This is a genomic window from Actinomadura litoris (assembly GCF_009733595.1).
Lineage (GTDB): Bacteria > Actinomycetota > Actinomycetes > Streptosporangiales > Streptosporangiaceae > Spirillospora > Spirillospora litoris.
This window is the reverse complement of the sequence record NZ_WOFH01000004.1, coordinates 697632-717624: the sequence shown is the minus strand read 5'-3', so window position 1 is coordinate 717624 and position 19993 is coordinate 697632. Positions and strand designations below refer to the sequence as shown.

18 protein-coding genes are annotated in these 19993 nt (G+C 75.6%); 11 read left to right on the top strand and 7 right to left on the bottom strand.

Annotation, left to right across the window (positions count from 1 at the left end):
• The first annotated feature begins 81 nt into the window (after window positions 1-81).
• The 9 genes from GNZ18_RS14700 to GNZ18_RS14660 all read left to right on the top strand — a co-directional run bounded on the left by GNZ18_RS14700 (window position 82) and on the right by GNZ18_RS14660 (window position 12692).
• Window positions 82-1026 carry an NAD kinase gene (locus GNZ18_RS14700; protein ID WP_156216907.1) on the top strand — a complete coding sequence of 315 codons (945 nt, stop codon included), beginning with the start codon at window positions 82-84 and terminating at the stop codon, window positions 1024-1026.
• Between the two features lie 59 nt (window positions 1027-1085).
• Window positions 1086-2792 (top strand): DNA repair protein RecN, encoded by a 1707-nt coding sequence (gene recN / locus GNZ18_RS14695; protein ID WP_156216906.1) that lies wholly within the window; start codon window positions 1086-1088, stop codon window positions 2790-2792.
• 178 nt (window positions 2793-2970) lie between these two features.
• Complete coding sequence (gene steA, locus GNZ18_RS14690; protein WP_156216905.1) at window positions 2971-4209, top strand: putative cytokinetic ring protein SteA; 1239 nt, start codon at window positions 2971-2973, stop codon at window positions 4207-4209.
• Complete coding sequence (locus tag GNZ18_RS14685; protein WP_312874524.1) at window positions 4206-5162, top strand: copper transporter; 957 nt, start codon at window positions 4206-4208, stop codon at window positions 5160-5162. Before steA ends, GNZ18_RS14685 begins: the two co-directional genes overlap by 4 nt.
• Before the next feature lie 4 nt (window positions 5163-5166).
• Window positions 5167-6168 (top strand): hypothetical protein, encoded by a 1002-nt coding sequence (locus tag GNZ18_RS14680; RefSeq protein ID WP_246249744.1) that lies wholly within the window; start codon window positions 5167-5169, stop codon window positions 6166-6168.
• 36 nt (window positions 6169-6204) lie between these two features.
• The gene (murJ, locus tag GNZ18_RS14675; protein ID WP_312874523.1) at window positions 6205-7830 is read left to right on the top strand and encodes a murein biosynthesis integral membrane protein MurJ; all 1626 of its coding nucleotides are present in this window, start codon (window positions 6205-6207) and stop codon (window positions 7828-7830) included.
• A gap of 70 nt (window positions 7831-7900) precedes the next feature.
• The gene (locus GNZ18_RS14670) at window positions 7901-9079 is read left to right on the top strand and encodes a glycosyltransferase family 4 protein (RefSeq protein ID WP_156217076.1); all 1179 of its coding nucleotides are present in this window, start codon (window positions 7901-7903) and stop codon (window positions 9077-9079) included.
• A 245-nt stretch (window positions 9080-9324) separates the two neighbouring features.
• Window positions 9325-10347, top strand: a complete 1023-nt coding sequence (locus GNZ18_RS14665; protein WP_156216903.1) for a TerC family protein — start codon at window positions 9325-9327, stop codon at window positions 10345-10347.
• Between the two features lie 146 nt (window positions 10348-10493).
• Window positions 10494-12692: an acyl-CoA dehydrogenase family protein gene (locus GNZ18_RS14660; protein ID WP_156216902.1), complete on the top strand. Its 2199-nt coding sequence runs from the start codon at window positions 10494-10496 to the stop codon at window positions 12690-12692.
• A 35-nt stretch (window positions 12693-12727) separates the two neighbouring features.
• On the opposite strand, the gene GNZ18_RS14655 is transcribed toward GNZ18_RS14660, so the two are convergent.
• Window positions 12728-13090, bottom strand: coding sequence for a hypothetical protein (locus tag GNZ18_RS14655; RefSeq protein ID WP_156216901.1), 363 nt, complete (start codon window positions 13088-13090; stop codon window positions 12728-12730).
• A gap of 112 nt (window positions 13091-13202) precedes the next feature.
• Entirely contained in the window at window positions 13203-14585 is a 1383-nt protein-coding gene (locus GNZ18_RS14650; RefSeq protein ID WP_156216900.1) for an MFS transporter, read from the bottom strand.
• Between the two features lie 97 nt (window positions 14586-14682).
• On the opposite strand from GNZ18_RS14650, the gene GNZ18_RS14645 reads away from it, so the two are divergent.
• Window positions 14683-15177 carry a winged helix-turn-helix transcriptional regulator gene (locus GNZ18_RS14645; protein ID WP_156216899.1) on the top strand — a complete coding sequence of 165 codons (495 nt, stop codon included), beginning with the start codon at window positions 14683-14685 and terminating at the stop codon, window positions 15175-15177.
• 31 nt (window positions 15178-15208) lie between these two features.
• On the opposite strand, the gene GNZ18_RS42160 is transcribed toward GNZ18_RS14645, so the two are convergent.
• From GNZ18_RS42160 to GNZ18_RS14620, 5 genes are all read right to left on the bottom strand, one after another.
• Window positions 15209-16015 carry a hypothetical protein gene (locus tag GNZ18_RS42160; protein WP_246249742.1) on the bottom strand — a complete coding sequence of 269 codons (807 nt, stop codon included), beginning with the start codon at window positions 16013-16015 and terminating at the stop codon, window positions 15209-15211.
• 77 nt (window positions 16016-16092) lie between these two features.
• Window positions 16093-16737, bottom strand: a complete 645-nt coding sequence (locus tag GNZ18_RS14635; protein WP_312874522.1) for an MBL fold metallo-hydrolase — start codon at window positions 16735-16737, stop codon at window positions 16093-16095.
• Window positions 16734-17819, bottom strand: coding sequence for an S-(hydroxymethyl)mycothiol dehydrogenase (locus tag GNZ18_RS14630; protein ID WP_156216898.1), 1086 nt, complete (start codon window positions 17817-17819; stop codon window positions 16734-16736). Before GNZ18_RS14630 ends, GNZ18_RS14635 begins: the two co-directional genes overlap by 4 nt.
• A gap of 88 nt (window positions 17820-17907) precedes the next feature.
• The gene (locus GNZ18_RS14625; protein WP_312874521.1) at window positions 17908-18483 is read right to left on the bottom strand and encodes an ATP-binding protein; all 576 of its coding nucleotides are present in this window, start codon (window positions 18481-18483) and stop codon (window positions 17908-17910) included.
• Window positions 18484-18641: 158 nt separating this feature from the next.
• Window positions 18642-19307, bottom strand: coding sequence for an MBL fold metallo-hydrolase (locus GNZ18_RS14620; protein ID WP_156216897.1), 666 nt, complete (start codon window positions 19305-19307; stop codon window positions 18642-18644).
• 191 nt (window positions 19308-19498) lie between these two features.
• Here GNZ18_RS14620 and GNZ18_RS14615 point away from each other — a divergent pair, with 191 nt between their 5' ends.
• A complete protein-coding gene (locus tag GNZ18_RS14615) occupies window positions 19499-19993 on the top strand; it encodes a hypothetical protein (RefSeq protein WP_156216896.1) in 495 nt (164 codons plus the stop codon).

The window sequence follows — 19993 nt, the reverse complement described above, 5'->3', positions numbered from 1 at the left end:
ATCGCCCCTACGGCGGGCGTTGGTCCGGAGGCCGTCCCCGCACCGGGGCGTGCCAGGGAGCGGGTGGAGTGGAGGGTGGCTATGAGTGAGAGGTCGGTGCTGGTCGTCGCGCACACCGGGCGCCGCGAGGCGGTCCGCAGCGCCCAGCTGGTCATCGAGCGGCTCGGCGCCGCCGGGATCTCCGTCCGGGTGCTGGAGGGCGAGGCCGACGACATCGGCTGCGCGGGCGTCGACGTCCGGCCCGGCACGGCCGCCGCCGAGGACGCCGAGGTCGTCATGGTCCTCGGCGGGGACGGGACGCTGCTGCGCGCGGCCGACCTGACCCGCACGTCCGGCACGCCGCTGCTCGGCGTCAACCTCGGGCACGTCGGGTTCCTCGCCGAGGCCGAGCGCGACGACCTCGCCGCGACCGTCGACCGCGTCGTCGACCGCCGCTACGACGTCGAGGAGCGGATGACGGTCGATGTCACCGTCCGCCGCAACGGCTCGGTGATGGGCACGACGTGGGCGCTGAACGAGGCGAGCATCGAGAAGGCCGAGCGGGAGCGGATGCTGGAGGTCGTCGCCGAGATCGACGGCCGCCCGCTGTCGAACTGGGGCTGCGACGGGGTGGTGTGCGCCACACCGACCGGGTCCACCGCGTACGCGTTCTCCGCGGGCGGGCCGGTGGTGTGGCCGGAGGTCGAGGCGATGCTGGTCGTCCCGATCAGCGCGCACTCGCTGTTCGCGCGCCCGCTGGTGGTGTCGCCCCGCTCGCTGGTCGCGGTGGAGGTGCTGGACGGCACGCCCCGCGCCGTCCTGTGGTGCGACGGGCGCCGCACCCTCGAACTGCCGCCGGGCGCGCGGGTCGAGGTCCGCAGGGGCGCGCTGCCGGTGCGGCTCGCGCGGCTGCACCTCACCCCCTTCACCGACCGCCTGGTCACCAAGTTCGGCCTGCCCGTGACGGGGTGGCGGGGGCGGGTCAGGCAGCCCGCGCGGCCCTCGCCCGCCCAGGACGGGGAGGCGCCGGGCGGGCAGAGGGGATAATCTCCACAGGCGCCGATCGGGGATCTGTATTGCGGAGGGTTGTGACGCTGGTGCGTCCGATGGTCGATGAGGTGCGGATCCGGGGCCTCGGCGTGATCGACGAGGCCGTGCTCGATCTGTCGCCGGGGTTCAACGTCGTGACCGGCGAGACCGGCGCGGGCAAGACGATGGTGGTGACGAGCCTCGGGCTGATGTTCGGCGGCCGCGCCGACCCGCAGCGGGTCCGTCCCGGCGCGGGCCGCGCCACCGTCGAGGGCCGGATCGTCGTCGACCCGGGCGGCCGGGTCGTCGAGCGCGTCGAGGAGGCGGGCGGCGAGCTGGACGACGGCGCGCTGATCGTCACCCGCTCGGTGTCGGCGGAGGGGCGCTCGCGGGCGTTCCTCGGCGGCCGGTCCGTCCCGGTGAGCGTGCTGATCAACCTCGCGGACGACCTGGTCGCCGTGCACGGCCAGTCCGACCAGCAGCGGCTGCTGCAGTCGGCCCGGCAGCGCGGCGCCCTCGACCGGTACGCGGGCGGCGCGCTGACCAAGCCCATGCGCGCCTACACCAAGGCCTACCAGCGGCACCGGCAGGTGAGCGCGCTGCTGGAGGAGCTGACCACCCGGGCGCGCGAGCGCGAGCAGGAGGCGGAGCTGCTCCGGTTCGGGCTGGAGGAGATCGAGAAGGTCGAGCCGAAGGAGGGCGAGGACGTCGACCTCGCCGCCGAGGAGGAGCGGCTCGGGCACGCCGACGCGCTGCACGGCGCCGCCGACTCCGCGCACGAGGCGCTGCTCGGCGACCCCGCCGCCGCGTTCGAGGCCGCGAACGTCGTCGGCCTGCTCGGCGCCGCCCGCAACGCGCTGGACGCCGTCCGCGACCACGACCCGGAGCTGGCGGGGCTCGCCGACCGGCTCGCGGAGGCGGGCTACCTGGTCTCCGACGTCGGCACCGACCTCGCCTCCTACGCCGACTCGGTGGACGCCGATCCGGCGCGGCTGGCCGCCGTCCAGGAGCGGCGGGCCGAGCTGACCGCGCTGACCCGCAAGTACGGCGGCCCGGACGCGACGGTCGCGGGCGTGCTGGAGTGGTCGCGGCGCTCGGCGGCGCGGCTCACCGAGCTGGAGGGCGACGACGACCGCATCGAGGAGCTGCGCGCCGAGCACGCCGAGCTGGCCGAGCGGCTCGCCGCCGAGGCGGGCGAGCTGACCGCCGTCCGCACCCGCGCGGCCGAGCGGTTCTCCGGCGCCGTCACCGAGGAGCTGACCGCGCTGGCGATGCCGCACGCGCGGGTCGAGGTCACCGTCAGCCGCTCGCAGGACTACGGCCCGCACGGCCTCGACGAGGTCGAGGTCAGGCTCGCGCCGCACCCCGGGTCGCCGCCGCTGCCGCTGCACAAGGGCGCCTCCGGCGGCGAGCTGTCGCGGGTCATGCTGGCGATCGAGGTCGTGTTCGCGGGCGCCGACCCCGTCCCGACGTTCGTGTTCGACGAGGTGGACGCGGGCGTCGGCGGCAAGGCGGCCGTCGAGATCGGCCGCCGGCTGGCCCGGCTGGCCCGCAACGCGCAGGTGATCGTCGTCACGCACCTGCCGCAGGTCGCCGCGTTCGCCGACCAGCACCTGATGGTCGAGAAGTCCGACGACGGCACCGTCACCAGCAGCGGCGTCACCGCGCTGGACCGCGAGGGCCGCGTCCGGGAGCTGTCGCGGATGCTCGCCGGGCTGGAGGACTCCGAACTCGGCCGCGCCCACGCCGAGGAGCTGCTGGCGATGGCGGCCGAGGAGCGCTGACCGGCCGGATCCGGCGCGCCGATCGCGCTGGTCCGGCGCACCGGCCGTCCGGATCGGGCGCGCTGATCGGGCGAACGGCGCTCGGGGGCGTGAAAACTACAGAGGGTATGCGAACGGACACGCCTGGACGTCCGCCACTGCCGATGTTCACGCCCGCCCTCTGGCAGGATGGTCGGTGATGAAAGACCCGTCTCCCACCACCGAGCGGCGCGTCCGGCTGGCCCAGAAGCTGCCGAGGCGCGTGCTCGCGCTGGGCCGCGCCCGCGACGACGGCCGGACGGGCGTCACCGCCGTCGCCCGCCTCGACCGCCGCACCAAGGACCTCACCAAGCGGCTCCAGCCCGGCGAGGTCGCCGTGATCGACCATGTCGACCTCGACCGCGTCAGCGCCGAGGCGCTGGTGTCGTGCCAGGTCGGCGCCGTGGTGAACGTCGCGCCGAGCATCTCGGGCCGGTACCCGAACCTCGGCCCGCAGATCCTCATCGAGGCCGGCATCCCGCTCGTCGACGACGTCGGCCCCGAGATCTTCACCCGGCTGGCCGAGGGCGACCACGTCCGCGTCGAGGACTGCACCGTCCACCGCGGCGAGGAGGTCGTCGCCAAGGGCACCGCGCAGACCGCCGAGACCGTCGAGACGGCGCTCACCGAGGCCAAGGCGGGCCTCGCCAGCCAGCTTGAGGCGTTCGTCGCCAACACGATGGAGTACGTCAAGCGCGAGCGCGACCTGCTCATCGACGGCGTCGGCGTGCCGGAGGTGAGCACCAAGCTCGCCGGGCGGCACGCGCTGATCGTCGTCCGCGGCTACCACTACCGCGAGGACATCGCGACCCTGCGCCCCTACATCCGGGAGTACCGCCCGGTCCTGATCGGGGTGGACGGCGGCGCCGACGCGCTGCTGGAGGCGGGCTACCGCCCCGACATGATCGTCGGCGACATGGACTCGGTCTCCGACGACGCGCTCACCTGCGGCGCCGAGATCGTCGTGCACGCCTACCGGGACGGCCGGGCGCCGGGCCTGAAGCGGGTGCACGAGCTCGGCACCGAGGCGGTGGTGTTCCCCGCCACCGCGACCAGCGAGGACATCGCGATGCTGCTCGCCGACGACAAGGGCGCCACGCTGATCGTCGCCGTCGGCACCCACGCCAACATGGTCGAGTTCCTCGACAAGGGCCGCGCCGGGATGGCCAGCACGTTCCTCACCCGGCTGCGGGTCGGCAGCAAGCTCGTCGACGCCAAGGGCGTCAGCCGCCTGTACCGCAGCCGCATCTCGACCTGGTCGCTGCTGTTCCTCGTCCTCGGCGCCTTCGTCGCCATCGTCACCGCCGTCGCCATGTCACCGGCGGGGGACGTCATCAGTCCCCTGCTCGCCGACCGCTGGCACGCCTTCGTCTTCTGGCTGACCGGACTCTTCACGTGATCGATTTCCGTTACCACCTCGTCTCCATCGTCGCGATCTTCCTGGCGCTGGCGCTCGGCATCGTGCTGGGTTCCACGACGCTGTCGGACTCGGTCAGCGACACCCTGCGCCAGCAGGCCAACTCGGCGGCGCGGACCGCCCAGCAGGCCCGCCTCGACCAGCGGCGCAGCGAGCGGCAGCTGCGCGGCGAGGAGCAGTTCGCCGCCGGCCTCGCGCCCCAGATCGTCGCGGACCGGCTCAAGGGCCAGTCGCTGGTGCTGGTCGAGACGCCCGGCGCCGGCGACGACAGCATCGAGCAGCTCGGCGAGCTGGCCAAGGCCGCCGGCGCCGCCGTCACCGGCCGCGTCACGATCCAGAAGAAGCTGCTGGACGAGGACCAGCGCGGCACCGTCGACGAGCTCGCCTCCCAGCTCAAGACCGGGGGCGTGGAGTTCCCCGCCGACGCGGGCCCCTACACCAAGGCGGGCGCGGTGCTCGCGAGCGCCCTGGTCACCAGGGACGCCGCCAAGACCGGCCGCGAGGACCCCTCCGGCGGCACCGTGCTGAACAGCTTCAAGCAGGCGGGGTACATCACCACCAGCGGGAAGCCCGGCCAGCACGCGACCGTCGCGGTGATGGTCGCCCCGTCCAACGTCTACGCCTACGACGGCGGGGCCGAGGCCAACAAGGCACTGATCTCGCTGGCCGCCGCACTCGACGCCGCCGATCGCGGTACCGTCGTCGGTGGTCCGGCCACCTCGGCGCAGAAGGGCGGGCTGATCGCCGCGCTGCGCGGGTCCGACACCGATGACTCGGTGTCGACGGTCGACACCGTCGACACCTCCTCCGGGCAGGTCGTGGCGATCCTGGCGCTGCAGAACGAGCTCGGCGGCAAGTCCGGGCGGTACGGGACGGGCGACGGCGCGGGCGGCTACCTGCCCTCGCCCGCGCCCACGGTGGGGAAGAACGGGTGACCTGATGGACCGACGCATCGCCTCCGGCCCGGCTCGGGCCGCGCGGCTGGCGGTCGGCGCGGCGCTCGGCGCCGCGGCGGCGCGCGCCGCCTACGCCGCGCTGACGCGCCGCCCCCCCGGCCTCAACGGGCTGCCGGGGGAGCAGGTGTGGGGCCGCACCAACCACCGCGGCGAGCCGGTGACGCTGCTGGAGGGGCCCGCGTTCGTCGCGGGCGCCGTGGCGGGCGGGCTGCTGGTGCCCGGTCCGGGCGGCCGCGCCCGCGCCGCCGCGCTGCTGGCGGGCACCGCGTGCGGGGCCCTCGGCGGTTACGACGACCTCGCCGGGTCCGGCGCGTCCCGCGGCTTCAAGGGGCATCTCGGCGCGCTCGCGCGCGGCGAGGTCACCAGCGGCGCGGTCAAGCTGCTCGGCATCGGCGCGACCGGCGTCGCCGCCGCCGCGCTCGCCGGGTCCCCCGCCCCCTCCCGGACGGGCCGCGCGTTCGACACCGTCGTGAACGGCGCGATCATCGCCGGGTCCGCGAACCTGATGAACCTGTTCGACCTGCGCCCCGGCCGCGCGATCAAGGTCGGTCTGATCACCGGCACGCCGCTGGCGCTGACCGCCTCCGGCTCCGCCGTCGTCGCCGCGCCGCTCGGCGCCGCCGCCGCCCTGCTCGGCGAGGACCTCGCCGAGCGCGCCATGCTCGGCGACACCGGCGCCAACGCGCTCGGGGCGCTGCTCGGCCTCGCCGCCACCCGGCTCGGGCGCGGGCCGCGGCTGGCCGTGCTGGCCGGGCTCGCCGGGCTGAACGCCGCCAGCGAGTACGTCAGCTTCACCAAGGTCATCGCCCGCACCCCGGCGCTGAACCGGCTCGACATGCTCGGCCGCCGCCCCGCCGAACCCGCCGGTTCCGGTTCCGGCTCCGGCTCCGGTGCCTCGGTGCCCGCGCAGGCGCACGCGCCGTCCGACGGGCCGTCCTCGAACGCGCAGGCCCCGTCCTCCGCGTCGGCGGACGGACCGGCCTAGGCGTCCGAGCAGATCCCCCCGCGACGTCCACCGGCCGTGCCGACCCGTGAACACTCCCGCCTGCGCCGCCTCACCGGCGGCCTCGCAGGCGCGGCCGTCGTCATCGGCGTCATCACGATCCTGAGCAGGCTCGCCGGTTTCGGACGCACCTACGCCTTCTCCCAGACCGTCACGACGTCCTGCCTCAGCCAGGCCTACTTCACCTCGACGCAGTTCCCCAGCATCGTCTACGAGATCGTGGCGGGCGGCGCGCTCACCGCGATGGTAGTGCCGGTGCTCGCCGGGCCCGCCGAGCGCGGCGACCGCGAGGAGGTCCGCCGGATCGGCTCGGCGCTGCTGACCTGGATCGTCGCGCTGATGGTGCCGCTGTCGGCGCTGATGGCGCTGGGCTCCCGGCCGATCATGGAGCTGCTGGTCGGCGGCGACCTGAAGGGCTGCCGGCGCGGCGAGATCGTCGACGTGGGCGGGACCATGCTCGCGGTCATGGCGCCGCAGATGATCATGTACGGGGTGGCGGTCGTGCTGTACGGGCTGCTCCAGTCGCACCGCCGGTTCGTCGCGCCCGCGCTCGCGCCGCTGGCCTCCAGCCTCGTGGTGATCGGCGCCTACCTGGTGTACGCGCCGCTCGGCGACGGCTACGAGAACGACCTGGCGGGGCTGCCGCGCTCCGCCGAGCTGACCCTGTCGGCCGGGACGGCGCTCGGCGGCGTCGCGATGGCCGTCACCGCCGGGATCGCGGCGTGGCGGCTGCGGCTCGGGCTGCGGCCCACGTTCCGCTTCCCGGACGGGGTGGCGCGGCGCGTGCGGCGGCTCGCGCTCGCGGGCCTGGCGACGGTCGCGGCGCAGCAGCTGTCGGCGCTGCTGGTCGTCCGGCTCAGCTACGAGGGGACGGGCGGCGCCCTCGCCAACTACCAGTACGCCTGGGCGGTCTACCTGCTGCCGTGGGCGATCCTGGCGGTGCCGATCGCGACCAGCGCGTTCCCGATGCTGTCGGCGCGGATGAGCGCGGGGGAGCGGGACCGGTTCGACCAGATCACCGCCTCGACCACCCGCGCGGTGATCCTGGTGTCGTGCGCGGGCGCGGCCGTGCTGGCCGCCGTCGCGCTGCCCGTCTCGGCCGTGTTCAACCCAGGCCAGCCGGCCCAGCAGGACGTGCTGTCCCGCGCCGTCCTGGCGTTCGCGCCCGGCCTCCTCGGCTACGGGCTGGTCGCCCATCTCGGGCGGGTCCTGTTCGCCTGCCACCGGGGGCGGATGGGCGCGGTCGCCGTCGTCACCGGCTGGCTCGTGGTCATGGCCGCCGACGTCGCGCTGGTCCTCGCCGCCGGACGCCAGTGGGTGGTCGCCGCGCTCGGCGCGGGCAACGCGATCGGCATGACGGTCGCGGGCGTCCTGCTGCTGGGCACGCTCGTCCGCGCCCGGGGGGCGGCGGCGGTGCACGGGGTGCCGCGCGTGCTCGCCGCCGGGCTCGCCGGGGCCGCCGGGGGCGGCGCCGCCGGATACGCGGCCGCCGCCGCGATCGGGACCGGTGGGCAGATCCGCGGCGCCGGCGCGGGCGCCCTCGCCGCCGCGGTCGCCGCCGCGGTCTTCGTCCTCATCGCGTTCGTGATCGACGGCCGGGACCTGCGGGCCGTCCTCAGCCGGAAGGTCACACGGAATGCCTGAACAAGTGAACGGGAACACCGGTGCCGACACCCCGGGCGGGGCCGCCGGTGCCGAGCGCGGGCTGGACGGGATGCGCGTGGCGCTCGTCCTCGGGACCAGCGCGGGCGGGGTCGGGCGGCACGTCCGGTCGGTCGCCGCGCGGCTGGCGGAGCGCGGCGCGCGGGTGCTGGTGTGCGGTCCCGCCTCGACCGAGGAGGCGTTCGGGTTCGCGGGCGGCGGCGTCCGGTTCGCCGAGCTCGATCTGGCCGACCGCCCGCGCCCGGTAAGCGACGCCAGGGCGCTCGCGCGGCTGCGCGGGCTGCTGCGCGGCGCGGACGTCGTGCACGCCCACGGCCTGCGCGCGGGCGCCCTCGCGGTGGGGGCGTGCGCGCGGGTCGCGCCGGGGCCGCTGCGGTTCGCGCGCGGCGGGCCGCCGCTGGTCGTCACGCTGCACAACGCCGTCATCGCGGGCGGCCGGACCGCCGCGATCCACGGCGCGCTCGAACGGGTCGTGGCGCGGGGCGCGACCCTCGTCCTCGGCGTCTCGCCCGACCTGGAGGAGCGGATGCGCGAGCTGCGCGCCCGGTCGGTGGGGCACGCGCTCGTCCCCGCCCCGGCGCCGCGCTCGCAGCCGGGGCCCGCCGCCCGCGCCGACGTTCGCGCCGAACTGGGGGTGGGCGAGCGCCCGCTGGTCGTCACGGTGGGGCGGCTCGCCGAGCAGAAGGGCCTGCCCACGCTGCTGGACGCGGCGCGCGGCTGGTCGGGCCGCACGCCGGTCCCGCTCGTGGTGATCGCCGGGGACGGGCCCCTCGCCGACGACCTGCGCGACCGGGTCGAGGCCGAGGACCTGCCCGTCCGGCTGCTCGGGCGGCGCGGCGACGTCCCGGCGCTGCTCGCCGCCGCCGACGTCGCCGTCGTGCCGAGCGTGTGGGAGGGGCAGCCGCTGATCGTCCAGGAGATCCTGCGCGCCGGGCGGCCGCTCGTCGCCACGCGGGTCGGCGGGATCCCCGGCATGGTCGGCGCCGGGGAGCGCGCCGCGTCCGGGCCCGGGCTGCTGCACGGCCCGGAGAGCGAGGCGGCGCTGCTGGTGCCGCCCGGCGACCCCGAGGTGCTCCAGCGCGCGGTGAGCCGCGTCCTGGACGACCCGGCCCTCGCCCTGCGGCTCGGCTCGGCCGCCGCGCGCCGCGCCGCGCGGCTGCCCACCGAGGACGACGCCGCCCGCCAACTCGCCGACCTGTACCGCGACCTGGTGGCCGCCCGCGCCCGCTGAGGGCGGCGGATGACCGGGCCTTAGACGCCGCGTCCGGAGGTCTGGTTCGCGGCGGATCGGGGAAAGTTCGCCGAACGGGGAACGGCCTGGTGGCGGCACGCGTTGAAGAAGGTGATGGAGGGGAGTATCCCCGCGCGCGGTTCTCGTCAGCACGGCCGGTCCGCACCGGCCCGGGAGCCGCGGCCCGCACGGCGCGGGCGGGAGAGACCTCCGGCGCCCCTACCGTGTCCGCCGGAGGAGTCACGTTGTCCGTCTCACCCTTGGTGTGGGCCCTGACCTTGGCAGGGATCCTCGCCGTCATCGCCGCCGACCTGTTCCTCATCCACCGCAACGACACGCGGGAGTTCACCACCCGGCGCGCCGCGTTCTGGTCGGTCGTCTACCTCGGCCTCGCCGTCGCGTTCGGCGCCGGGGTCTGGCTGTTCTCCGGCGGCGAGTACGCCGCCCAGTACTTCGGCGGGTTCGTCACCGAGAAGAGCCTCAGCGTCGACAACCTGTTCGTGTTCATGGTGATCCTGGCGCGGTTCGCCGTGCCCAAGCACGCCCAGCACACCGTGCTGATGGCGGGCATCGTGATCGCGCTGGTGCTGCGCGGCGCGTTCATCGCGGTCGGCGCGGCCGCGATCGCGACCTTCACCTGGGTGTTCTTCATCTTCGGCGCGTTCCTCATCTGGACGGCCTACGGCCTCGTCCGGGGCGGCGACGAGGACGAGTTCAAGGAGAACGCGCTGCTGCGGTGGGCCAAGCGGATCATCCCGACGTCGCCGGACTACGACGGCAACCGCTTCCTCGTGCGGCGGGGCGGGCGCCGGATGGTGACCCCGCTGCTGATCGTCATGATCGCCATCGGCTCCACCGACGTGATGTTCGCCCTGGACTCGATCCCGGCGATCTTCGGTCTGACCACCGAGCCGTACCTGGTGTTCACCGCCAACGCGTTCGCGCTGATGGGCCTCGTCCAGCTCTACTTCCTGCTCGGCGGGCTCGCGGAACGGCTGGTCTACCTCGGCCACGGGCTGGCGTTCATCCTGGGCTTCATCGGGGTCAAGCTGATCCTGCACGCGATGCACGAGTACGGCGTGGAGTGGGCGCCGGACGTGCCGATCTGGCTGTCCCTCGCGGTGATCGCCGGAACCCTCGTCGCGACCACGGTCGCCAGCCTCGCCGTGGGCGACCGCGCCGCCGCCCGCGCGAAGGACGGGGCGCCGGGCGAGGTGGCGGGCGGGACACGCCCGGAAGTGAAGGCGACGGACCCGAACGCATCCTGAGCGTCCCCACTCGTCTCCACGCGGGCGTCCCTGGCCAGGGGCGCCCGCGGTCCTTTTCCCTAGGGGGATGAGCGCGGCATCGCGGACGCACTGGATCAGAATCCTGTTCTAGAATGGATGTCACCACGGGCTGCGGAGGGGGACGGATGGCCATCGGGCTGACCGAGGAACACGAGGCGCTCGCCGGCGCGGTGCGCGGGTTCGCCGGGCGCCACGTCACGGCGGCGAGCGTCCGGACCGCCCTGGAGGCCGCCGCGGAGACCCGGCCCGCGTTCTGGCCCGCCCTGGCCGAGCAGGGCCTGCTCGGCCTGCACCTGGACGAGGAGCACGGCGGCCAGGGCTACGGTCTGCCGGAGCTGGCCGTGGCCGTTGAGGAGCTGGGCCGCGCGGTCGCGCCTGGACCGTTCCTCCCCACGGTGCTGGCGAGCGCCGCCGTGAACGCCTCCGGCAACGCCAAGGCCCGCGCCGAGCTGCTGCCGGGCCTGGCGGGCGGCGCGCGGACGGGCGCGGTCGCGCTGGAGGGCGGGTTCACCGGCCGCCGCGACGGCGACACGCTGGTCGTCACCGGGACGGCCGGGATCGTGCTCGGCGCCGCGCTCGCCGACGTGCTCGTCCTGCCCATCGCGGCCGAGGGCGGCGAGCGGTGGGTCGCGGTCGAGGCCGCCGACCTGGCGGTGGCGCCGGTCCGGGAGAGCCTGGACCGCGTCCGCCGGGTCGCGTCGGTCGAGGCGTCCGGGGTCCGCGTCCCGGCGGGCCGGGTGCTGGACGGGCTGACCACCGCCCATGTCCGCGACCTGGCCGCCGCGCTGTTCGGCGCGGAGGCCGCCGGGCTCGCGGGCTGGCTCGTCGCCACCGCGGCCGAGCACGCGCGGGTCCGCGTGCAGTTCGGCCGCCCGATCGGGCAGTTCCAGGGCGTCAAGCACAAGGCCGCGCGGATGCTGGTCGAGCTGGAGCAGGCTCGCGCCGCCGCCTGGGACGCCGCCCGCGCGCTGGAGGAGGGCGCGCCCGCCGCCGGGTTCGCCGCCGCCGTGTCCGCCGTCGTCGCCGTCGACGCGGGCGTGCGGACCGCGCGCGACGCCATCCAGATCCTCGGCGGCATCGGCTTCACCTGGGAGCACGACGCGCACCTCTACCTGCGCCGTGCCCTGACGCTGAGGGCGCTCCTCGGCCCCGCCGGGGACTGGGCCGCCACGCTCGCCCGGCTCGCGCTGGAGGGCGGCCGCCGCGAGGTCGTGCTGGAGCTGGACGAGGACGCCCGTCCGCTGCGCGAGGGCATCCGCGCGGGCGTCGCCGAGCTGGCGGTGATCGAGGACGAGGACGCGCGGCACGCCCGCATGGCCGACGAGGGGTGGAGCGTTCCGCACCTGCCGCGGCCGTGGGGACGCGGCGCGGGCCCGGTCGAGCAGGTGCTCATCGAGCAGGAGCTGCGGGCCGCCGGGGTCGCGCCGCCGCGCCTGAAGATCGGCGCGTGGCTGGTGCCCTCGCTCGTCCGGTACGGGACGCGCGAGCAGCAGGAGCGGTTCCTGCGCCCGACGCTGCGCGGCGCGATGGCGTGGTGCCAGCTGTTCTCCGAGCCCGGCGCGGGCTCGGACCTGGCCTCGCTGTCGACGCGCGCCGAGCGGGTCGCGGGCGGCTGGCGGCTCACCGGCCAGAAGGTCTGGACGTCGGTCGCGCGGCGCGCCGACTGGGGGTTCTGCGTCGCCCGCACCGACCCGGACGCCCCCAAGCACGAGGGCATCACCTACTTCCTCGTGGACATGCGCGCCGAGGGCGTCGACGTCCGCCCGCTCCGGGAGCTGACCGGCGAGGCCCTCTTCAACGAGGTGTTCCTCGACGGGGTGTTCGTCCCCGACGACCAGGTCGTCGGGGAGGTCGGCCGGGGCTGGCAGGTCGCCCGCGACACGCTGTCGAACGAGCGGGTCACGCTCTCGACCGGCGGCGGGCTCGGCATGGGCGTCCCCGAGCTGCTGGCCTTCCTCAAGGGCAGGTACCTGGACGCGGTCGCGCTCACCGAGGCCGGCGGGCTCATCGCGCGAGGGCACGCGATCGACCTGCTCGCGCTGCGCGGCACGCTCAAGCGGCTGGGCGGCGTGGGGCCGGGCGCGGAGTCCAGCGTCCGCAAGCTGCTCGGCGTCCAGTTCAACCAGGACGTCGCCGACCACTGCTGGGCGGCGCAGGGCGCGGCCGCCGCCACCGAGATGCCGAGGACCGAGAGCGGGCTGCTCGCGCGGGCCATGCTGTTCGGCCGCGCGATGACGATCTACGGCGGGACCACCGAGGTGCAGCTCAACATCATCGGCGAGCGGCTGCTCGGACTGCCCCGCGACCCCGAGCCGGGCGCCTGACCCCGCCGGGGCCCGCCGGGGGCCCGGCGGGCCGGTCAGTCGCGGCGGGGCCGGAACATGTAGGTGACGTTGAGTATCACGATCATCGTCAGGACGAACATCAGGGCCGGCAGCCCGCCGTTGACCACCGAGATCGCGCTGAGCGGGATCGCGGCCAGCAGCGAGAGCACCGCGAGCGCCAGGCTGTGGTCCCGCTCGCCGGTCTCCCGGCTCGGCTTCGGGGTCGCGCGGCGCGGCGCGGGGGCCGGTGCCGGGAAGCGGGAGGCGCGGGGCGCCAGCGTCTCCTCGATGCGGTCCACCACCGAGTCGATGAAGGCCTCGTCGTAGTCGGGCCCCAGCTCGCGGCGGGCCGCCATGGCCGCACGCAGGTCGTCGCGGGCCGGGCGCGGAATCGTCATGACTCGGTTATAGGCAACGGCGGCCCCCGGCCGCGTCACCCCCCGGGACGATCCACCGCATACCCCTCAAGGGGTAGCGGTCAGAGGGGCGACGCGGAGCCGTGATCGGGGCTCAGCGCCCGGTGGCGAGGGCGGCCGCCAGGGCGGCGCCCAGCAGCGCGACCACCGCCGAGACGAGCATGGCGACGTTCGTGCCGTGCGCGAGCGCGGACGGGGCGTCGCCCGAGCCGGTGGCGATCGCGCCGACCACCGCGACGCCCACTGACGCGCCGAGGTAGCGGGCGGTGTTGTTGGCGCCCGAGCCCATGCTGGCGCGGTCGGCGGGGACGCTGTCCACCGCCACCCGGGCGAGCATCGCGTTGGCGAGGCCGCTGCCCGCGCCCGACAGGGCCAGCCCGGGGGCGAACCGCCACCAGTGCGCGTCCGGGGTGAGGCCGATCATCGCGAACTCGCCGACCGCGCTGAGCGCCAGCCCGGCGCCGAGCAGCCGCCCGGCGGGCAGCCGGGCGGGCATCCGGCGCGCCTGCAGCGCCGTCACGAACGACAGCCCCGACCAGATCGCCAGCACCAGCGCCGACGCGATCGTGGACAGCCCGAGCACCAGCGTCAGCACGGTCGCGAAGTAGCTCATGACCCCGATCACCGCGAGCCCGGTGACCAGCGCGCCCGAGATCGACAGCAGGAACGCCCGGCGGCGCAGCAGCCCGAGGTCGAGCATCGGCTCGCGGCGCCGCGCCTCGATCGCGGTGAACGCGGCCAGCAGCACGGCCGCCGCCGCGAACAGCGCGAGGACGCCCGGACGCGTCCACCCGACCCGTCCCCAGGTGATCGCCGCGACCAGCGCCGCGATCCCGAGGCTCATCGTGGCGAGGCCCGGCAGGTCGAGGCCGCGCGGGCGGTCCGCCCGCGACTCGGCCAGCGACCGGGCGGCGACGCCCAGCGCCACCGACCCGGCGGCGGCGACCCAGTACCAGGCCCGCCAGTTCCCCGCCGCGGTCAGCCCGGCCGACGCGATCGGGCCGAGCGCGATGCCGAGCCCGAGCATCGCGCCCCAGATCCCGGTGGCGCGGGCTCGGCGCGGGCCCGCCCCGAACGTGGCGGCGATGATGCCGAGCCCGGTCGCCAGCAGCGCGGCGCTCGCCGCGCCCTGCACGATCCGCCCGGCCACGAAGACGGGCGCGGTGGGGGCCACCGCGCAGACGACGCTGGAGACGGCGAGCGCGACGGCGCCGCCGGTGAACACCCGCCGCCGCCCGTGGTCGTCGGCGAGGCTCCCGATGGCCAGCAGCGCCGCCGCGAGGCCGAGGCTGATCGAGCTCATCAGCCAGATCCGGGCCGTCCCGCCCGCGGCCAGGCCGTGCGAGGTCTCGGTCAGCGTCGCCATCGGCGCGGTGTAGTTCATCAGTGCCAGCAGCGTCGCGGCCGCGGGCACGGCCAGCGCGGCGGTGGAGCCCGGAGTGCGCTGCCCGGCGCGAGGGGTCGCCAGAGTCGTCATGCGGTCTCCCGAGAGCGGTTCAGTGATTGAACTCAAGGGCCGACCGTAGCATGATTGAGTTCAGTGAACGAACCCCCGGGGCGGTAGTGTGGCGCACATGGCACTCGGCAAGGACTACGCGGCGCAGGACTGCTCGCTCGCCCGCGCGCTGGAGGTCGTGGGCGAGCGCTGGACCCTGCTGATCGTCCGGGACGCGATCTACGGCGTCCGGCGGTTCAGCGACTTCCTGGCCCGGCTCGACATCCCCCGCGCGGTGCTGTCCGGACGGCTCCAGTTGCTCGTGGAGACCGGCGTCATGGTCAAGGAGGGGCACGACTACGTCCTCACCGACATGGGCAAGGAGCTGTTCCCCGTCGTGCACACGCTCGTCCGGTGGGCCGAGGAGCACCTGTCGGCGGAGACGTACCGCACCTTCGTGCACGCGGAGTGCGGAACCAAGGTCGGGCGCGACGGCGGCTGCCCGTCCTGCGGCCGCACCGTCCCGGTCGAGGACATCGAGATCCACGCCGTCCCCGGTGCGCGCTACCGGGACGACCCGGTCAGCGTCGCGCTGCGCTCTCCGCACCGCCTGCTGGATCCCATCCGGACGTAGCCGCGCTCGGGGCGCCGGGCGCCGTCCGGCGTCACCGCACCCCGGTGAGCGTGGCGCCCTTCAGGGTCGTGTAGAGCGGCGAGCCGGCCAGCCGCGTCCCGTGCTCCTCGCCGATGTAGACGTCGGCGTGGTACTCGCCGCCGTAGCCGGGGCGGAACAGGTCGGTGACCGTCCAGCGCGCCTCGCGGAACCTCCGGCACACCTCGGCCTCGACGGGGCGCCCGCCGCCCTCCCGCCCGCATCCGGTGATCGCGAACCGCCGCCCGCGCGCGAGCACCGACCGGTCGGCGGCGGCCGACGTCCAGGCCCGCAGCGGGCGGCCCGCCGAGTCGCGGGTCGTGTCGTCCAGCCAGAACCCGACGCTGGACGACCAGTTCAGGTACCGGCCCCGCTGCCGCCCCGAGGTGAGGTGCCCGCTGCCCTCCGTCCGGACCACCTTCAGGAAGTCCTCCGGGTAGGAGCCGAGGGGGTCCTTCCCGTGCGAGCAGTGGAACCTCAGGCATCCGCGCACCGCCTTCGCCCTGCCCCGGTACAGGCTCTGCGAGGCCGTGTAGTAGGTGGTGATGCGCCACTTGCCGGGCCGCCCGAGGGGCCGCCCGTCCGGGACGCCCGCCTTCGCCGTCGGCGAGGCGGTGGGCGCTTCGGTGGAGGTGTCGGCGGGTGCGGCGGCGCCGGGCGCGGCGGGGGCCGCCGGGGCCGGGGTGGAGACGGGCGGCGGGACCTCCAGTGCGCCCGACGATCCTTCGGCGCTCTCCCCGCACCCCGCCGACGCCGTGACCAGCAGTAACGCGCACGCCGACACCGTGTAGGGGAGGGCGACCGGTGCCCTGGGCCGCATCGCACCCCTCTCGCTCGCCGTGCGCCGGCTCACAGCGGACCCTATCGCGGCCCGCGGGCCCCGGACGGCCCGACCGCTCAGTGGCCCCGGGCGATCCACTCCTCCAGGTGCGGCGCCTCCGCGCCGATCGTCGTCGCGTCGCCGTGCCCGGTGCGGACGACGGTGCCGGGCGGCAGCGTCAGCAGCCGCTCCCGGATCGAGGTGATGATCGTGGGGAAGTCGGAGAAGGACCGGCCGGTGGCGCCCGGCCCGCCGCTGAACAGGGTGTCGCCGGAGAAGACCGTCCCGAGGGCAGGGGCGTGCAGGCACACCGCGCCCGGACTGTGGCCGGGCGTGTGCAGGACGTTCAGCGCGGTCCCCGCGACGGTGACGGCCTGCCCGTCGGAGAGCGCGCCGTCCGGCTCGGTGTCAGGGTGCCGCTGCCTCCACAGCATCAGGTCGTCCGGGTGCAGCAGGACGGGCGCCCCGGTGGCCGCCGCCAGCGCGGGAGCCGCGTCGATGTGGTCGTCGTGGCCGTGTGTGGACACGATCGCCACGAGCCGCCGCCCGCCCAGCGCCGCCGCGATCGCGTCCGGGTCGTGCGCGGCGTCGATGACGACGGCCTCCGCGTCGTCCCCGACGATCCAGACGTTGTTGTCGACCTCCCAGGTGCCGCCGTCCAGCGAGAACGTCCCGGAGGTGACGAGGTGGTCGACGCGCACCCCGCGATCGCCGTCCGTCACAGGACCACCACCGAGCGGAGCACGTCGCCGTGGTGCATCTTCTCGAACGCGGCCTCCACGCCGTCCAGCGCGATGGTCTCGGACACGAACGCGTCGAGGTCGAGCCGCCCCTGGAGGTGGAGGTCGATGAGCATGGGGAAGTCGCGGGAGGGCAGGCAGTCCCCGTACCAGGACGACTTGAGCGACCCGCCCCGCCCGAACACGTCCAGCAGCGGGAGCTCCAGCCTCATCTCCGGGGTGGGGACGCCGACGAGCACGACGGTCCCGGCGAGGTCCCGCGCGTAGAACGCCTGCTCGTAGGTCTCGGGGCGGCCGACCGCGTCGATGGCGACGTCCGCGCCGAACCCGCCGGTGAGCTCCCGCACGGCCTCCACCACGTCGGTGTCCCGCGCGTGGACGGTGTGGGTGGCGCCGAGCTTCCGCGCGGTCGTGAGCTTGCGCTCGTCCAGGTCGACCGCGATGATCCGCGCCGCGCCCGCCAGCCGCGCCCCGAGCACCGCCGCCGAGCCGACGCCGCCGCAGCCGATGACCGCGACCGAGTCGCCGCGCCCGACGCCGCCGGTGTTGATCGCGGCGCCCAGGCCCGCCATGACGCCGCAGCCGAGGAGCCCGGCCACCGCCGGCCGCGCGGCCGGGTCGACCTTGGTGCACTGCCCGGCGGCGACGAGGGTCTTGTCGGCGAACGCGCCGATGCCGAGCGCGGGGGAGAGCTCGGTGCCGTCGTCCAGGGTCATCTTCTGGGCGGCGTTGTGCGTGTCGAAGCAGTACCAGGGGCGCCCGCGCACGCACGCCCGGCACTGCCCGCACACCGCCCGCCAGTTCAGGACGACGAAGTCGCCGGGCGCGACCTCGGTCACGCCGTCGCCGACCGACTCGACGACGCCGGCGGCCTCGTGCCCGAGCAGGAACGGGAACTCGTCGTTGATGCCGCCCTCGCGGTAGTGCAGGTCGGTGTGGCAGACACCGCACGCCTGGACCGCGACGACCGCCTCGCCCGGCCCGGGGTCGGGGACCGTGATCGTCTCGATCCGCACCGGCTCGCCCCGTCCCGGCGCGATGACCCCGCGCACCCGCTGCCCCATGCTGCCGCCTCTCGTCGAAGTCTGGTGCTCCGACCCTATAGAGCGGCGTCCCGGGGATCACGGCACCGCGCACCGCCCGGCCGGCGGGTCAGCCGAAGTGGATGTGCTCCAGCTTGTCGGCGGAGTCGCGGTCCAGGACCACGACCCCGGCGGCGGGACGGAGCGTCCCGCCGCGCGCGCGTTCGACGAGCGGCCCCCAGCGGCGGCGGTGGCGGGCGAACGCGGCGCCGGTCACGACGCGGCCGCGGGCGAACTGCCCGGCGCGGGCCGTCTCGGGATCGACGTCGAGGAGGACGAGGTGGACCTCCGCGCCGCGCAGCCGCGCCAGCCAGGCGAAGCAGTACAGGATGTGCGGCCAGGTGCCGCGCGTGTGGGCGACGGCGCCGCGGCCGCCGACGACCGCGCGGCCGATGCGCCACACGTGCGTCGCGTGGACGATCGGCGTGCGCAGCCGCGGGGGGAGCGGGCCCAGGTAGCGGGCCCACCAGTTGCGGGACTGCCGCGAGTCGATCACCTGGACGCCGCCCGCGGCGACCACCGGGCCGGTCTCGTCGCCGCGCAGCCCGTAGATCCGGTTCAGCAGGGTGCTCTTGCCGGCCCCCGGGAGCCCCGCGACGAGCACCAGCGAGCCGGAGGGAAAGCGCAGGGCGGGCCCCCGGCCCACGTCAGCGGGTTCGTGGATGATCCATCTCCTGAGTCGGCCCCGAGGTCTGCGGAAGTGTGGTTGGACAAACGAACACTTCCGACCGGTTGTTCCTCGGTCTCCCGGCGACCCGCCGTTCCGGCCGACCGGCCGTGCGCGCTACCGGCGCGCTGGCGCGCCTACCAGCCGCGCGAGCGCCACTCCGGCAGCGAGGGGCGCTCGCGGCCGAGCGTGGAGTCCTTGCCGTGGCCCGGGTAGAACCAGGTAGCGTCGGGGAGCCGGTCGAAGACGCGCTCCTCGACGTCCGACAGCAGCCGCTTGAACAGGGTGGGGTCGCCCCAGGTCTTGCCCACGCCGCCGGGGAACAGGCTGTCGCCGGTGAACAGGTGCGGGCTGGCGGCCAGCTCGCCGTCGGCGTCGTACAGCAGGGCGATCGAACCGGGCGTGTGCCCGCGCAGGTGGACGACCTCCAGCGTCGCCCGCCCCACGCGGACGGTGGCGCCGTGCTCGACGGGCTCGGTCACCGGCTCGGGCAGCGCCTCGGCGTCGCGCGGGTGCGCCACCACCGGCGCCCCGGTGGCACGGGCGACCTCGCTGAGCGCGCCCCAGTGGTCCTGGTGGCGGTGGGTGGTGACGATGCGGGCCAGCGGCCGGTCGCCGAGCAGCTCCAGCAGGCGGGGCGCCTCGTTGGCGGCGTCGACCAGGAGCTGTTCCCCGGTGGCGGCGCAGCGCAGGATGTAGGCGTTGTTGTCGTAGGGGCCCACCGCCACCTTGGTGACGGTCAGACCCGGCAGCTCCCGGACGTCGGGGCGGCCGCCGGCCTCGACCGTGCCCGTGTAGCTCATGCGTCCTCCCGGCGGGTGGTCCGGTCGCCCATCATTCCCCATCGGCCCCCGCGGACACGGGCACCCGGTCCACTCAGTGGAATGCGTCACCAGACGCAGCCGAATCGTGCGCCCGCGGACGGAAGCCGCGCCCTTGCTGGCGCACGATGGTTTGTGGAAGATCGGAAAACATCCGGGAGGACGGTGGCGCTTTGGCAACGGCATTCCGCCCCGGACGGAGCGGGGAGACGCCGGAGGACATCCTCGGGCACGCCTGCGCGCTGGTCCGGCTGTGCGGCCAGGACGCCGCGATCGCCCTCGTGCTGCTCGCCGTGGTCGCGGTCGGGACCGTGACACGGATCGCGGCGGGGGCGCCCGGCGCCGTCGCGCTGGCGCTGCTGCCGGTGCTCGCGGGGGCCTGCGCGGTGTCGGCGGCGTTCGCGGTCCGGTCGCGGCTGACGCTGGTCTCGGTCCTGGAGGAGGTCCGGCGCCGCACCTCCTCGCCCCTCGACCCCGGGGTGCCGTGGGCGCCCCACGGCGCGACCGACGTGCTGGACACGCGGATCCGCGACACGGAGCTGCGCAGGCTGCTGTCGGCGGCGCACCGCTGCGGCGAACTGGCGTGGCAGGCGCTCGCCTGGGCGGTGGCGACCTCGGTGCTGTTCCTGTTCTGGACGCTGGCGGCGGCGATGACGGGCGGCGGGTGA